The 15,297-nt window shown below is 60.2% G+C and carries 13 protein-coding genes; 6 read left to right on the top strand and 7 right to left on the bottom strand.

Features of this window, described 5'->3' with window-relative positions; all coding sequences use genetic code 11:
- Positions 1–4: 4 nt before the first annotated feature.
- From DHV10_RS20395 to DHV10_RS20375, 5 genes are all read right to left on the bottom strand, one after another.
- Positions 5–3,127, bottom strand: coding sequence for a TAT-variant-translocated molybdopterin oxidoreductase (locus DHV10_RS20395; RefSeq protein WP_109488220.1), 3,123 nt, complete (start codon positions 3,125–3,127; stop codon positions 5–7).
- Positions 3,124–3,987 (bottom strand): cytochrome c3 family protein, encoded by an 864-nt coding sequence (locus DHV10_RS20390; RefSeq protein WP_109488219.1) that lies wholly within the window; start codon positions 3,985–3,987, stop codon positions 3,124–3,126. Before DHV10_RS20390 ends, DHV10_RS20395 begins: the two co-directional genes overlap by 4 nt.
- Before the next feature lie 393 nt (positions 3,988–4,380).
- Positions 4,381–5,028 (bottom strand): SDR family NAD(P)-dependent oxidoreductase, encoded by a 648-nt coding sequence (locus DHV10_RS20385; protein WP_109488218.1) that lies wholly within the window; start codon positions 5,026–5,028, stop codon positions 4,381–4,383.
- A gap of 26 nt (positions 5,029–5,054) precedes the next feature.
- Positions 5,055–6,767, bottom strand: coding sequence for an alpha/beta hydrolase-fold protein (locus tag DHV10_RS20380; protein WP_109488217.1), 1,713 nt, complete (start codon positions 6,765–6,767; stop codon positions 5,055–5,057).
- Between the two features lie 65 nt (positions 6,768–6,832).
- Positions 6,833–7,204 (bottom strand): hypothetical protein, encoded by a 372-nt coding sequence (locus tag DHV10_RS20375; RefSeq protein WP_109488216.1) that lies wholly within the window; start codon positions 7,202–7,204, stop codon positions 6,833–6,835.
- A 212-nt stretch (positions 7,205–7,416) separates the two neighbouring features.
- Here DHV10_RS20375 and DHV10_RS20370 point away from each other — a divergent pair, with 212 nt between their 5' ends.
- From DHV10_RS20370 to DHV10_RS20360, 3 genes are all read left to right on the top strand, one after another.
- Positions 7,417–7,596 carry a hypothetical protein gene (locus DHV10_RS20370; RefSeq protein WP_109488215.1) on the top strand — a complete coding sequence of 60 codons (180 nt, stop codon included), beginning with the start codon at positions 7,417–7,419 and terminating at the stop codon, positions 7,594–7,596.
- Positions 7,593–8,879, top strand: a complete 1,287-nt coding sequence (locus DHV10_RS20365) for an ammonium transporter (RefSeq protein ID WP_109488214.1) — start codon at positions 7,593–7,595, stop codon at positions 8,877–8,879. Before DHV10_RS20370 ends, DHV10_RS20365 begins: the two co-directional genes overlap by 4 nt.
- A 161-nt stretch (positions 8,880–9,040) precedes the next feature.
- Positions 9,041–9,802: a tetratricopeptide repeat protein gene (locus DHV10_RS20360; RefSeq protein WP_109488213.1), complete on the top strand. Its 762-nt coding sequence runs from the start codon at positions 9,041–9,043 to the stop codon at positions 9,800–9,802.
- Between the two features lie 70 nt (positions 9,803–9,872).
- Here the strand turns inward: DHV10_RS20360 and DHV10_RS20355 are convergent, their stop codons facing one another.
- On the bottom strand, positions 9,873–10,841 hold the full coding sequence (locus DHV10_RS20355; RefSeq protein ID WP_109488212.1) for a serine/threonine-protein kinase: 969 nt from the start codon (positions 10,839–10,841) through the stop codon (positions 9,873–9,875).
- Positions 10,842–10,944: 103 nt separating this feature from the next.
- On the opposite strand from DHV10_RS20355, the gene DHV10_RS20350 reads away from it, so the two are divergent.
- The 3 genes from DHV10_RS20350 to DHV10_RS20340 all read left to right on the top strand — a co-directional run bounded on the left by DHV10_RS20350 (position 10,945) and on the right by DHV10_RS20340 (position 14,433).
- Positions 10,945–12,588, top strand: a complete 1,644-nt coding sequence (locus tag DHV10_RS20350) for a S10 family peptidase (protein WP_109488211.1) — start codon at positions 10,945–10,947, stop codon at positions 12,586–12,588.
- 53 nt (positions 12,589–12,641) lie between these two features.
- Positions 12,642–13,823 (top strand): carboxylesterase family protein, encoded by a 1,182-nt coding sequence (locus DHV10_RS20345; RefSeq protein ID WP_109488210.1) that lies wholly within the window; start codon positions 12,642–12,644, stop codon positions 13,821–13,823.
- Between the two features lie 82 nt (positions 13,824–13,905).
- Positions 13,906–14,433 (top strand): zinc ribbon domain-containing protein, encoded by a 528-nt coding sequence (locus DHV10_RS20340; protein WP_109488209.1) that lies wholly within the window; start codon positions 13,906–13,908, stop codon positions 14,431–14,433.
- A gap of 3 nt (positions 14,434–14,436) precedes the next feature.
- Here the strand turns inward: DHV10_RS20340 and DHV10_RS20335 are convergent, their stop codons facing one another.
- A complete protein-coding gene (locus DHV10_RS20335; protein ID WP_109488208.1) occupies positions 14,437–15,288 on the bottom strand; it encodes a winged helix-turn-helix domain-containing protein in 852 nt (283 codons plus the stop codon).
- Positions 15,289–15,297 lie beyond the last annotated feature (9 nt).

Below are 15,297 nucleotides of genomic sequence, written 5' to 3'. Positions count from 1 at the left end.
GACTTCAACCCTTTTCCGGCGCGTGTTCGACCGGATTCTGTTCGAGTTCAGGATTAAAATTCAGAACTTCTGCGAGGTAGCGGGTGCGGGGGCGCGTGTTCTGGTCGGCGAGAACCTGATACATGCGCTTGTCCTCGTTGAGCTTTGCCACCTTGCTGTTCTTGTCGTTGAGATTTCCGAAGGTGATGACCGAGGCCGGGCACGCCTGCTGGCAGGCCGTGACGATTTCGCCATCGCGGATTTCGCGATTTTCCTTGTCGGCTTCGATCTTTGCGGCATTGATGCGCTGGACGCAGTAGCTGCACTTCTCCATGACGCCGCGCGAGCGAACCGAAACATCGGGGTTGCGCATGAGCTTGAGGCTGTCGGTTTCGTAATCGGAGTAGAGCAGGTAGTTGAAGCGGCGCACCTTGTAGGGGCAGTTGTTGGAGCAGTAGCGCGTGCCCACGCAGCGGTTGTAGACCATCGTGTTCAGGCCTTCCGGCGTGTGCACCGTTGCGCCGACCGGGCAGACCTGTTCGCAGGGCGCGTTTTCGCAGTGCTGGCAGGTCATGGGCTGAAAGTGAGCGCGGGGAGCTGCGAGGTCGCCTTCGTAGTAAGCATCAATGCGGAGCCACTGCATGATGCGGCCGATGCGCACCTGCTGCTTGCCGACGACAGGAATGTTGTTCTCGGCGTAGCAAGCCATGACGCAGGCGTTGCAGCCGGTGCAGCTGTTCATGTCGATGGACATGCCCCACTTGTTGGCGGGGTAGGGCCAGTTGGGGAACAGCGTGGTGTCAGGCTCTGGAGTGTCGCGGCCTTCGCCTTCGTGCGCGAAGTTCGGATTCGCCTTGAACTCTTCGAGGGTCGCGTAGCGGATGATGGCGCGAGGGCCGATCGCTTCGACACCTTCGAGCGACCAGTTCTCGTTGCTGTGCTCGGTGAGGTTCTTGGCGCGATGGTCCTGGAAGTGGCTCTTCGTGATCGCGATTCCCCACTTGCCGTCGACCTTCTTTACAGTGCCGGTCGCGACAAAGGGGTTGGACGAGGACTGCACGCGATAGGCGCTGAAGCCCATACCGGAGCCGACACGGCCTGCGGCTTCGCGACCGTAGCCGAGGTAGATGGTAACCGAGTTGTCAGGGTGGCCAGGAGCCGCGATGACTGGAGCTTTGACGGTGCCGCCAGCAGCGCTGATCTCGACAATGTCGTCTTCTTCTGCATTGAGCTTTTCGCGGGTGTATCCGGAGAAGATGGCGGCGTTATCCCAGCTGAGGTTCGTGACGGGCTTAGGCAGTTCCTGAAGCCAGCCAACGTTGGACCAGCGGCCGTCGTAGACGTTCGGGTCGGGACGGAAGATGATTTCGAGCTGGTCTTTGGAGTTCGGCGTCGGCACTTTCGCAGCATCGATCTTCGGAGCGCCGCCGGAGGCATATGCGGTGTTCTCGATCCAGCCGGAGTGAAGAGCCTTGCGCCAGCCGGTTTCGAAGTCGCCCTTGATGTTGTCTTTCTGCGTGGCGCGGACGGCTTCGTAGGCGCTGAGCTGCGGGTTGTCGAGGAGCGCCTGGAGAACCTGGTGTGCTGATACACCGCCCCAGAGCGGCTCAATCATGGGCTGAACGATGGAAACGGTGCCGTCGTAGGCGCGGGCATCGGACCACGTTTCGAGATAGTGCGCTGCAGGGATGTGCCACTGCGCGACGCGCCCGGTCTCGTCGTAGTGCGAGCCGATGTGGGCGACCATCTTTGCCTTGCCGAGCAGATTGTCGTTGAAGCCCAGATCTGCGGGAGCGGAGTAAACAGGGTTCGAATTGATGATGACAAGCCAGTCGACCTTGCCGGCGTTGAGATCGGCGACGAGGCTTTTGAGGTCGGCGATCTGATCGCTGGGGATTGGAATCGCGGGCTCGGAGGAGACCGTGACGGTCTTGCCGACGTTGCCGAGAGCCTGGTTGATGGCGAGAGCAAGCGCGGCGACTGATTCGTCCTGGTAGAGGCCGGGAATGACGGCACTCTTGCCGCCGTTGGCCTTCAGGTCCTTGGCGAGCGCGGCGAGGAACTTCTGCTGCTCGGCGGTCCACGCGTATTGAGGCGCGTTTGCGCCGGACGCGCCAACCTGCGCGGCGAGTGCCGCGGCGAACGCGGGCACTTCGCTGGCGCGAAGACCGATGCGATGCTCGGCCTTCATGCCGGTCGTGGTGGGCGTGCTTTCGACCGAGTAGAGGCGATTCATTCCGCTCGCAGGGTCTTTGCGGCGCTTGGCGTAGTCGAAGACGAGCTTATGAAAGCCGGGGTACGAGGCGCTCGAAAGGAAGTCGGCATCGAGCGAGACGATGACGTCAGCCTGCGTGAGGTCGTATTGAACGTTGTAGCCCTTAGTGAGGAAGGTGCCGGCAAGTGCGGGATCGTACTGAATGAGCTTCGCCTTGGGGTAGGCAGCCTGCACGGCTTTCCATTGGCGAGCGAGAGTGGGCGAGGTGACCGTCGAGCTGAGGATATAGATCCCGGTGCCGTCCTTGGTGCTTGCAACCTTGTCGCGAAACTCGCGCGCGAAGTTGGCCCAGTCGCTGTTTTCGCCCTGATAGGTGGAATGCTGCGATCGATCGGGATCGTAGAGATCGAGGAGCGAGCCCTGCGAGAAGACGTCGGACGATCCGTGGTTGTAGGGGTGATCGGGGTTTCCGTCGACCTTGATCGGGCGGAACTCATCGCTCTTGACGAGAAGAGGGACAGCTCCGGTCGGCAACGGGTTCGCCGTCGCGAAGTACATCGGCTTGCCAAGAACCAGATCTTCGGGAGCTTTGACGTAGGGGTAGATCGGTTCATCGGGCTGCTTGGTGCAACCGGCGAGGCCTGCAAGCGCCATGGAGGCGCCCATGATCTTGAGGAAGCCGCGGCGGGATACCGGATCGACCCACTCCTGCGCTGCGGCAGGAAATTCGCGCTCGACGGCCGCCTGGAACTCCGGAGTGTTCTGGAGCTCATCGATCGAACGCCAGAGCTTCTTGCCGGTGGTTCCCTTCAATTTTTCGCGCACCTGCTCCAGTGTCAGCGGCGCTTCGTTCTCAGCAAGGCTGGCCTTGCTCTTTTCGATCTCCACGGTGTTCCCCGTTGCTTTCGTTCCGTTCAAAGGCTCGCGACTCATCGGTGGCAAACCTCGCAACTGCTGAGTTCGTACGGATTGCGAATGTGGTATTGCTTCAGCAGGAAATGTCCGAGCTGATCCTGACTGGTGAATTTCTCGTAGTGCAGTGAAGCGGGTATGGTGCCGGTGGACGCGTCTGTCGCAGTCTTCTCGGGTTCGAGCGTGGGCTTCTGCAATGCGGCCATCTGCGGGCCGGCGCCGGTTGGATCCTTGGTGGTGCAGTTGGCGCTCTGCGCAGTGGGCACGCCGGCCTTCTCTCCGGAAACCGCGCACCACACCGGACGCTCAGGAGCGGGCGCTTCCCACGCCATGTTGTAGATCTGGCCAGTGGGGCGGAGGTTCTTGGCGGGATTGCGGTGGCAGTCGAGGCACCACTCCATTTGCAGCGTGTTCTGCGCGTACATCAGCGGCATCTGATCGACGCGGCCGTGGCAGCTTGCGCATCCGATGCCTTTGTTCACGTGGATCTGGTGGCTGAAGTAGACATAGTCGGGAAGGTCGTGAACCTTGATCCAGGGAAGCGACTCGCCGGTGGCCCAGCTGTCGCGTACGGGCTGCAGGAGAGCGGCATTGGTCCAGATCTGTGCGTGGCAGTTAATGCAAGTCTTGGTAGGAGGAATGCCAGCGTAGCTGGATTTCTCAACGCTGGTGTGACAGTACTGGCACTGGAGGCCGAGGCCTGTGACGTGATGCTTGTGGCTGAAGGGGACGGGCTGTTCGGGACGTTGACCCTGGCGAGTTACCCATGGGGAGCGCTGCAACTGGTCGAGTGTGACTCCGAGAGCGATCACGATAAGACCCGTCAGCACCAGGCTCGCTCGAGCCAAAGCATTGGAGCTGCGGTCAAAGATCTGCGCCATGAATGCTTTCCTGCTTGTTGTTCGTTAATCAGTCGATTGTGCGCGCTGTGCCGGCGATCACACAGGATATGGTCAGATTTCGATTTCGGATAAAACCCACCTGAAAGGCGGACGACCCCGAAAGTTCAATATAGCAGCCAGAGGCCTATCTGTAACGGGGTCAACAGTTGAGGGACTAAAAAATGTTTATGCTGCTTAACTTTTTGTAATGCACTGAAAGGTAAACAGGTTCGCTCACGTGAGGTCGAGGAAGCAGTGGAGTGATCGCGCACTCGAAGTGTCCCAAAAACTGGGATGAGTGACGACCTGTTTTTGCACTATTCCTGCTGCTAACGAGGGTGTGTTTCAGATCCGGCAATAGGCGCCGCGCATGTCCACGCGGACTTAGCGGACTTAGCTGAGCGTGGCCTCCCAGGTCCACTTCCCTTCCTGTTCTGAGTGCAGACTCCAGAATGCTTCGGCAGCGGCATCCGCGTCCGCGGAACCGGCGGCGACGATCTTGGCGACGGTGAGGGTCGCGAGATGGATTCCTTTGGCGCCGAGGGGACGGAAGAGCGCTTTTGCCATGGAGCGAATTCCCGCTTTACCGATACTCAGAGAGAGGTAGTTGGGATGGGGAGCAAGCGCGAGGCCTCCGCCGGTGAGGAGAATGGTGCCTTTGCCGCGGCTCTGCATTTTGGGAACAAAGGACTGGATGGCGCTGTAGGCGCCGACGACGTCGACCTGAAGATTGTGGATGAACGCGGCGACGGAGGTCGCAAGCGGGTCTGATTTCTGCATCACGGCCGCGTTGTAGTGAAGGACTCTGACGCGGTCACCGAATCGGTCAGCGAGGTTCTGCACGGACGCCGCATCGGTGGAGTCGAGAGCAAACATCTCGACGTTGCGGCCAGTGGCGGCCTTGAGTTCGGCCACGAGGGGCTGGATTTTGGCGATGTTGCGGGAAGTAAGAACGAGGTCAAATCCCTCTTTTGCGAAGCGCGCGGCGGTACTGAAACCCATGCCCGGGCCGGCGCCGATTCCTATGAAGAGTTCGTTCATTTGCGAGATGTCTCCTTTGAGAGTGACTAATAGCGCCAGGACTTCACGTCTGCGCCGGCGGGAGCCGTAGCGAGCATGTGGTCTGTCATAACGGGGAGAATGCGCTGGAGCCAGTCGGCATTGTTCTGCTGCATTGTGTATTCGCCGGGGCCGCCGGTATAGCAGTGAGGCATGCCCGGGCCGTACTGGAAGGTGGCGTCAGAGTGCGGGTTGCGCGTTGCCTGCAGCTGCTTGTCGAGCATGTGGACGGCGTTGTTGAGGAAGTAGGTGTCGGCATCGCCGACGGCAATGTGAAGTTTGCCTTCGAGCTTGGGACCGAGGGTGGGCCAGTCGCGCTTCATGATTGCGGCAAGGTCGTAGTGATCGTGCCAGAAGGCGAGGACTTTTTTATCGATGACGCCGGTCTGCGGGTCGATGATCTGCGCGGGATAGCCGTCGTTGCCCATCGGGGAGAAGACTGCCTGCCAGATGTCCCACTGTTCCGTGGATCGGCCGTGTGTGCCGAGGACGTATTCAAAGGCGTATTCGTCGCCGGTCAACGCGATGATGGAGCCGTCGGTTTTGCGATCGCCGGGGATGGGTACCTCGCCGAAGTTGCCTTTGCGGACGAATGCGTTGGTGTCGTTATAGAGATCGATGCCCTGATAGGCGTGGAAATCTACGGGGTCGGGACAGGCGACAAAGGCACCGTTGTAGAAGTCGGGATAGAAGACCTGCGTCGCGAGAGCCTCCCAGCCGCCGGTCGATCCGCCGAACGTGGCGCGTGCCCATCCCTGGCCGATGCCGCGGTATTTTTTTTCGAGCATGGGAATGAGTTCGTCGTTAATAGCGGATCCGTATGGGCCGACGCTGGACGAGTCTACGTCATAGGAGTCGTCGTAGTAAGGGTTCGCGTTTTGGACGTAGATGAGGATGACGCGCGGAAGGCGGCCGGAGATCCAGTCCTGATAGAGGCGGTAGCCGATCTGCTGGCGGCGGAAGTCAGGCGACTTGGGATCGGTCGGAGCAACGGCGGTGAACTGCGCGGGACCGATGGCTGGATGGTAGTGGTCCTGATAGACGATGACCGGGTATTTCGCATCGGGATGCTCGTCGAAGCCGTCGGGAAGCAGGACCCAGGCGCCGAGGTACATGTCGCGTCCCCAGAAGGCGCTAAGTTTGTCGCTCTTGAAGCGCTCGTATCTAAGCCACTTCGCGGTTGGCTGCTGTTGCGCGATGACGAGCGGGTCGCGCGGCGTTCCTTCGAGTGATGGAATGGTTTGATCGAGGGTGAGTTTGATGGAGGCGGTAGATTTTGGATCGAGATGGATCTTCTGCGGCTTGTTGAAGGGATTGCCGGGCTTGAGATTCCAGTGCTGGCCTTCGCCCTTGTCGGGCGGAAGCCAAACAGTTTTACCTGAGGCGAGATGGAACTGCTCGTAGACGTTAAAGACAGCCTGGACGTAGTAATCGCCGGGGTCGAGGCTGGCGAGCGAGCGACGAGGATAGCCGAAGGTTTTGGCGTCGATAACGAGGGGGGTGCCGGGCGCGACGTTCTCTGCATCAACGCCGAAACCCTGCGCGGAGTCGTAGGTTTCGCTGAGCTGGTTGCGCGGTTCAGGATTGTCATTTTTTGCGATGACAAGGATGAGATGACCGTTTAGCGGCTTTGCCGACGGTATGGTCACTTCGATTCGCTGCGCAGTGCAAGCAACGGAGATGAAAAGCAGCGAGAGAAAGGCGGAGGCGGGCTTCAACATATGTTTTTCGGGTTCATTGTGACAGGCAGAAGTCTATCGCGATGGACTAGAACCGCGCGGCGATCTCATGCTTTCCAGAAGGCGACGACAAAGCCGCCGATGACGATGAGAGAGCCTCCGGCGTAGATGGGCATCGTGGGCGACTGGCCGAAACGGATCTTCGCAAGGAGTTGGGCCGCGAGGAAGAAGAGCACGACATACACGCCGAGGAGTTTGCCGAAGTCCCAGCGCGGAAGGTTCACGGTGGAACCGTAGAGTGCGAGCACGAGCGCTCCTGAACAGATTGCGATGACGCGTGATGCTCCGGCGGAGCGGTAGAAAGCGGATTGAAAGAAGGAATCGCCCCATGCCTCAAGGAATGCGGCTACGATGAGCACAAAGATAGCTCCCAGCTGGTTCTGAACCAGATTTTGAATCAGCCGGTTGAGTAGCGACATGAGTACAGCCTCCGGGGTAAGGGGAATGCGAAGCGCTCTACGAAGCACTTCGAAGTGTGGCGCAAATCACGTTAACAGTAGCAACCGACGCATTTAGAATCTATGAAGAAGTTCCACATCCAGTTATCTTCCAGACATTTCTTTTGATTGCATTGCGGGTTTTTGCCTGCGCGCAGTTGTCCAGTCAATTGATTTTCTGAAGGGACGAAATCATGAAATATGCAGGATTGCTGGTGATGCCAGCGGGCTTTTTTCTCACCGTGGCAGCGATCGTGCTGTTTCCGGGCGCGGCGCAGCGCACCGCGTTTGTGCTGTGCGGTCTCGCGGTGGAGGCGATGGGGCTGGGGGTAGCAGTGCGCGGACACATGCAGTTACGGAGCGAGAATCGATGACGCCGCTTGCGCCGGTTCCCTATCCCGAAACTTCGTTCGCTCTGACGCTCGTGTTGCTGCTGCTTGCGCCGATGGCGATTGCGGGGCTGGCACTGGTGAATGTGGGACTGGGCCGGTCGCGTTCGGCGATGCAGTCGGCGCTGGGAACGCTGGTGGTGATTTCGACGGCGGTGATTGCGTTTGTGCTGGCGGGGTGGGCGATCGCGAGCGGAGGCGATAAGGATCTGGTGCTGCACGCGGCTGGAAAGGCGTGGGACTGGGCTGGAGCGGGAAGACTCTTCGGCGCGGGATTGGCTTCAGCGCCGGCACGCGATCAGCTGATGCTGCTGTTCGAGGTGCTGTCGGTGGCGATGGTAGCGATGATTCCCTGGGGATCGGGTGCAGACCGGCTGCGGCTTCCGGCAGGAGCGGGGATTGCGGCGGTACTTGGAGCTGCTGTGTTTCCGCTGGCAGCGCATTGGGCGTGGAGCGGTTGGCTCGCGCAACTGGGAACGAATTTCTCGATGGCGGGTGGATTTGCAGATGGAGGCGGAGCGGGCCCGATTCATATGCTGGGCGGCTTGGCGGCGCTGGCGGTGATCTGGATTGCGGGACCACGGAAAGGCAAGTTTCCGCGCGAGGGGTTATCGACGGCAATGCCGGGGCACAACGTTGTGTATGTGCTGTTCGGTTCGCTTGTGGCGCTGGTGGGGTGGCTGGCGTGGAACATGGCGGGAGCGCTGCTGTGGTTGAACGCTGCGCCGTCGAAGCTGGTGGTGGTGGCGATCAATACAGTGCTGGCTGCGACGGCTGCGCTGGTGGCGACGTTCTCTGTTACGCGAGTTCGGTTCGGCAAGCCGGATGCGAGCCTATGCGCGAACGGATGGCTTGCGGGACTGGTGACGTCGAGCGCTTGTGCCGGAGTTGTTCCACCGCTGGCTGCATTGTTTGTCGGGCTGGTAGCGGGGATCGTTACTCCACTGATGGTTGAGTCGTTCGAACTGGTGTTATCGATTGACGATCCCTCGGGTGCGGTCAGCGTGCATGGAGCGGCGGGGCTGTGGGGATTGATCGCGGCTGGAGTGTTCGCGCCGGCGGCAGGGCAGGCTGCGGCGCAACTGGTCGGAGTGTCGACGCTGCTGGGGCTGATGCTGCCTGTCGTCTACGGTTTGTTCTGGCTGCTGGACTGGGTGATCGCATTCCGTGTGGATGCCGATGGGGAGCGATTGGGGATGGACCTGCATGAACTGGGCGGGAATGCGTACCCGGAGTTTGTGGTGCATCGGGATGAGTCGTACCGGTGAAGTAGCAGGGACTAGGGACTCGGGACTCGAGACTCGGAAGAGAGAGTAGGGAGTAACAAGGCGGTGGATAGAGGCTGTCGGTTCAAATAAGGGCGACGCATCGCACGAAAGTGGGCTGCGCTGGCGGGGTGGATTTGGGGTAAGCTTGGCGGCAGGAATCCATGTTCAGCGTAAAGGGTCAGTCCAATGGGAATGCTGACGCGTCTCTTCTACCCCTGGGTTTGATTCTCCAGATTGTAGCGATCGTGCATTTTATCCGCAGGCGGCCTGATACGTACTGGCTTTACATCATTCTGTTTCTAGGCCCCGTCGGCGCGCTGGTTTACATTTTCGCGGAAGTGATTCCGGACGCTGGACTGTTGAACCAATCTTTCAAGGGAATCTCGCGGCGGAAACGGATTGCGGCGCTCGAGCTGATGATTCGCGACAATCCATCTGTTGGAAATCTTGAGGAGCTTGGCGAGCTCTACATGGAGGATGGAAAGCTGCAGCAGGCGCGGGCTGCGTTCGGCAGAGCCATCGATGCGCGGGCGACGACGCTCGACTGCTTCTACCGGCGGGGCGTGTGTGCGATTCTGCTGGGCGATGCCCCGGCGGCATTACCCGATCTCGAGAAAGTGGTCGCAAAGGAGCCGGACTACGACTTCAATCGCGCTCCCGCTTTGCTGGCGCAGGCTTATGCGCTGACAGGACAGAAGGAGAAGGCGGAGGCGCTCTTTCGGCGCGTGACTGTTACCTCCACTCTGTCAGAGACGTATCTCAATTTCGCGGACTTGCTGGCGTCGGAAGGGCGCAATGCCGAGGCGCGCGAATGGGCACAGAAGGTGCTTGATAAGGAGCCGACCATGCCGCGGTACCTGCGGCGGCGGGAAAGACCGTGGTCGCGACGAGCGAAGAAGACGCTGAAGAGACTGACGGCGTGAGGGAAGTTATCAGTCACCAGTTTTCGGTTATCAGTTCTGAGGCGTTATTTGCCGGTCAAAACTCAAGTAGCTATCGCCTGGACAGGATAAGCATCACTGCGAACAGCAGGATGGGGACGATGACGAGCGCGGCGTAGAGCAGGAGCTTGTTGCGCGATGCGGAGCGCTTGTTTGTGTGAGCGGTGGAGCGGACGCCCCGTGGTTCGACTCCAACCTGCTCCTGGTGCTCGAGGTCCCACATCATCTCGCTTGCGGTGGCGTAGCGATGACGCGGCTCGCGCTCAAGGGCGCGATAGAGAATCTCTTCGAGTTCGGGCGAGATCTCGGGATTGAGGTCGCGCGGTGGCTTGACGTCGTTGAGGACGCGTTCGTTCATGACGGCGAGCGGGTTGGGGCCAACAAAGGGAACGCGGCCGGTGAGCATCTCGTAGAAGATGATGCCCATGGAGTAGATGTCGCTGCGTTGATCGCCGCGCGCGCCCTTTACCTGTTCGGGAGAGATGTAGTCGGGAGTGCCGAGCAGAGATGAGACGTTTACGAACGTGAGGCGGCGGGCGTCTTCTTTCATGGCGATGCCGAAGTCGATGAGCTTGATCTGATCATTGTCGTCGACCATGATGTTCTCCGGCTTCAGATCGCGGTGCACGATGCCGTGCTTGTGCATGTAGTCGAGCGCGTCGCAGATGCGGTGAGCGAGAGTCGATGCGCGTTCCACGGAGAGTTTCTTCTCTTCATTCAGAACTGTGCGCAGTAGCCGGCCCGCGACCCATTCGATGGCCATATAGGGGCGACTGCGCTGTTCGTGGTTGAATGTCATGACAATGCCGGGGTGCTCGAGCTGCTGGCCGATCTCCTGCTCGCGCTCGAAGCGCTCGACGAGGACGGGATCGGACTCCATCTCGGGAGTGGGAAGCTTGATCGCCAGTTCTCTGCCCGAATTCAGATCTGTCGCCTTGTACAGGGTGGACATCTGCGTGTGCGCGATAACCGCGTCAATGCGGTAGTGGTCGAGCACATCTCCGGGCGCGAGGTCAGGCATGGGCGGATATGGCTCGATTGTTTCACACTGTCACATAAGGAATGAGTGAAGGAAAACAGAGACTCTATACTCAACAGAATTGGTTCTCCCGGAGGTTTTATCGATGGCCACCAAGTGGCTCAGGAATACCGCGGCACTGGTGCTGGCGGCAGGCGCGTTTTTGCTGTGTGTTGAGGGTGTCGCTCAGGACAAGGACAAGGCGAAGGAAAGTCCGGCGGTTCAGACCGTGGCTCCTCCCGACTCAATCACAGAAGGCACGGTAACAATTGGCGGGCAGGCGGTGGCCTACCGTGCGATTGCAGGCACGATCACGGTGGGATCGACGAGCGCACAGGACGCGACGCTGGCGGCGAACGGGAGCATTCTGCCTGATTCGGGCGTGAAAGTGCCAGCCGATCTAAATGAGGCGCCCGCGACGGCGCGGATGTTCTACGTGGCCTATTTCAAGAAGGACGCCGTAGCCGCACATCGGCCGGTGATGTTCCTGTATAACGGCGGGCCGGGATCGGCAACGATGTGGTTGCACCTGGGGACGTTTGGCCCGAGGCGGGTGGTGGTTCCGGACACGAAGCACCAGGCTGCGGCGCCTTATTCGGTAATCGAGAATCAGTATTCTCTGCTGGACACGTGTGACCTGGTGTTCATCGATGCGCCGGGGACAGGATTGAGCCGCACGTTTGGAAAGGATAAGGCCAAGGCGTTTTACGGAATCGATGCAGACGGCCATGCGTTTGCGAGATTCATTCACCGGTTTCTCTCGAAGTACGATCGCTGGAATTCGCCGAAGTATCTGTTCGGAGAGAGCTATGGAACCCCGCGTTCGGCAGTGCTGGCGGCGGACCTGCGCGACGTGGACCTGAACGGAATCGTGCTGCTCTCGCAGATCCTGAGCTTCGACAACTCTGTCGATGATCCGAGATGGAATCCGGGCGTAGATCAGGCGTATGCGCTCGCGCTGCCGACGTATGCAGCGACGGCCTATTACTTCAAAAAGCTGCCGACGCAGCCGGCGGCTTTGAAGCCCTTTCTGCAAGAGGTGGAGAAGTACGCACTCGGGGAGTATATGACTGCCCTGCTGAAAGGGAGTGAGCTGACGGACGAGGAGAAACGTGCCGTTGCCGAGAAGCTTCACGGCTACACGGGGCTGAGTGTCGACTACCTGATGCGGTCAGATCTGCGCGTAGTGGGAGGCGACTTCTCGAAGGCTTTGAAGTTGGATGAGGAGACGACGATTGGAAGGCTCGATACGCGATTTCAGGGGCCGGATCTGAATCCGCTGAGTGAAGGCGCGGAGTACGATCCGCAGAGCGAAGGGATCAGTTCGGCGTGGACCGCGGCTATTAACGACTATCTGCACCGGGAGCTGAAGTACGGACAGGAGAGCACGTACTGGGACTTCGCGGGGGCGGGTGGAGACTTCAGCTGGGATCTGCGGCACCATGCTCCAGAAGGGCCGCCCGCAAACGATGTGGAGACGGGCGCGAATGTGATGCCCGATCTTGCCTTCCGGATGAAGCTGAATCCGAAGATGAAGATCATGCTGGCGGGAGGCTACTACGATCTGGCCACGCCATATTTCGAGGGTGTGTACGAGATGCATCATCTGCAGATTCCCAAGGCGCTGCAGTCGAACATCAGCTACCACTACTACGAGGCGGGCCACATGATCTACGTGAACGAGGATGTTCTGAAGCAGTTCCGCGGCGACGTAGCGGGGTTCATCAAGTCGACTGAAGATGGACACTAGCCGCGCGACAGTGACTCCGCCAACTTCGCGAAGCACTATGATGTTGTGAGCCTATGCACCGCTCTCTGAAAATGTTCGCGGCCCTCCTTATCTTGCTGTGGGGGGCGGCCGCGCCACGGATGTGTGCCGCCGCGGGGAAGGAAGACTCGCGCAGACATCCGGCCCAGGAGACGGGTTTCCTCAATCGCAGGATCCAGATTGGCGCAAACATATATCGGTACCAGGTGTACCTCCCAGAAGAGTGGCGGCGTGACGATCGCAAGCTGTGGCCGGTGATCCTCTTCCTGCATGGCCGAGGCGAGCGCGGACAGGAAGGCATGTGGCAGACTCAGATCGGCCTGCCGCAGGCGATGCGGGATCATCCGGAACGGTGGCCGTTCGTGGTGGTTATGCCGCAGTGCTCGATCGACCGATACTGGACCGACAAAGACATGCTGGCGATGGCGATGGCTGAGCTCGACCAGGAGACTGCGGAGTTCCACGGCGATCCGGCCAGAACCTATCTGTCGGGGTTGTCGATGGGCGGTTATGGCGCGTGGGAACTGGCGCGGACGTATCCGACGCGCTGGGCGGCGGCGGCGATTGCGGCGGGTGGGATCTTCTGGAGTTACGCTCCGGAACGCTGGCAGCAAGCTCCGAAGCTGGCAACGGAGTATGCGCAGGCGACGAGCAGGATTCCAATGTGGCTGTTTCATGGAGCGGACGACAACATCGTTGTTCCCCGGCAGGACGAACTGCTGTACGCTGCGCTGAAGTCGGCTGGAGGCCGGGTTCGGTTCTGGTTGTACCTGGGACTGAGGCACGATTGCTGGACCCGGGCGTACCTTGAGCCGGAACTTCCCAAGTGGCTGCTTTCACATCACGTGGAGACGAAAAGCGCGCCGCCCTTTGCGGAACGAACCGTCATTCCGCTGCATCCGCCGGCACTGAAGCTGGCACCCGCGCAGCTGGATGCATTTGCAGGAGATTTCGTGGACAAGCGCGGGCTTGTGGTGGTGTCCCTTTTCCACCAGGGAGACGATCTGTTCCAGAAGAACCACTACGGTGAGATCACCGAATTGGCGGCGGAGTCCCTGAACGTACTGTTCTACCCAAATGGGAGCAGCATCACGCGAATCGGCGTGGAACGGGACCCGCAGGGGCGGGTCACGGGGCTGGTGTTGCGCGATGACCGCCATGAGGAGCGTTGGGAACGAATCAAGCCGGCACTGCGTAACCACAATCAGCCGGAGTAGGGCAGCCTGGAACCGAGCGGGCCCGGGTCGCCTTTGTGCTGTTGCGGCGATTAGAATGGCGGTTCACGCGGGGAGGTCGAAGATGTACTGCAGCGGATGTGGTCAGCAAATTACACCAGGGCAGCAGGTCTGTGCGCATTGCGGCCGTCCCACAGCTTCGGTCCCTCCTCCGCCTGCTCCGCCAATTCCGAACATTGCGTTTGAGCTGGCGAACTATGCCAACCGCGTGCGCGCTTTAAGCACGGTGTGGTTTATCTATGGCGGACTGGTGCTGGTGACCGGGATGATTGGCCTGTCATTTGCGAGTTCGTTCCTCAACGGCGGGTTTGGACCGTGGATGCGCGGACCCTGGGCACACGGGGGCTTCCCGTTCGGACCGGAATTTGGCCCGGCGATCTTGCACTTCGCGTGGGTGATGGTGATCCTGCGGGCGGCTCTGGCGTTTGTTGCGGGATGGGGGCTGATGGAACGTGCGCCCTGGGGACGCGTTGTGGCCATCGTTGCGGCGTTTCTAAGCATTCTGAAGATCCCGATCGGGACCGCGCTGGCGATCTGGACGCTGGTCACGCTACTTGGGTACAGGAACACGACTCTGTACGACCAGCTTTGATGATCAGTCGCGGGCCGCTCCCATCAGGATGAGGGATCGCTGCGCGAATGGCGAGTAGGCCAGAAGAGCCATGCACGCGAGCGCCAGGCCGGTATTGATGTGGTGCAGCAGCAGCAGTGGTGAGAGCGCCCAGAGAATGTCGGCCAGGAGCAGGAAGGGCCAGATCCGCAGAACACGGCCGCGCATGTGCGGTGCGCGAAGAGCGATGGCGGAGAGCAGGTAGGCGCGGACTGCGATCAGAATCGCGGCGGTGCCGATGAGGATGTAGACGACTGCTGCCGCTGCCCGAAGCGGCGAGAGCAGGTCCTCAATCTCGCGCAGATTGGCGAGAGCACCCACGTAGAATCCCACATACATCAGTTGCAGAAGCAGGAACGCTGCACGGACGGCCGTGTGCGGAGGCTGCGGCAGTTCTGCGGCCGTGGGGAGGACTCCTGCAGAAACTTGTCCGGGCGTCTCGACTGGGTTGCCGGGTGACATTGGGGGTTCAGTTGAGGCTGCGGCATTTGATTGGGACGCTACTCGCTGGACCGGCGCGACGAAGCGGTAGCCTCGCCGGGCGAGTGTTTCCACAAAGCGGGGGTTGCTGGCGGAGTCGCCGAGGGCTTCGCGAATCCGATTCACAGCGGAGTTGAGGCCGTGCTCGTAGTCCACAAATGTTCCGTCGGACCAGAGGTTCTGGGCGATTTCATCGCGTGTGAGTACCTCGCCGGGTCGGTCGAGGAGCATGAGAAGGACCTGAAACGGCTGGGCGTTGAGCCTGATCCTGATTCCCTGCTTGCGCAGTTCTCCGGTAGACGCATCCGCCTCAAAGACTCCGAAGCGATAGCGCGAGGGTGGCGCGGCGTCTGGCATTTCCAGCCT

The organism is Occallatibacter savannae, assembly GCF_003131205.1.
In the GTDB taxonomy this organism is placed as follows: domain Bacteria; phylum Acidobacteriota; class Terriglobia; order Terriglobales; family Acidobacteriaceae; genus Telmatobacter; species Telmatobacter savannae.
This window is presented reverse-complemented; position numbering and strand designations above follow the sequence as displayed.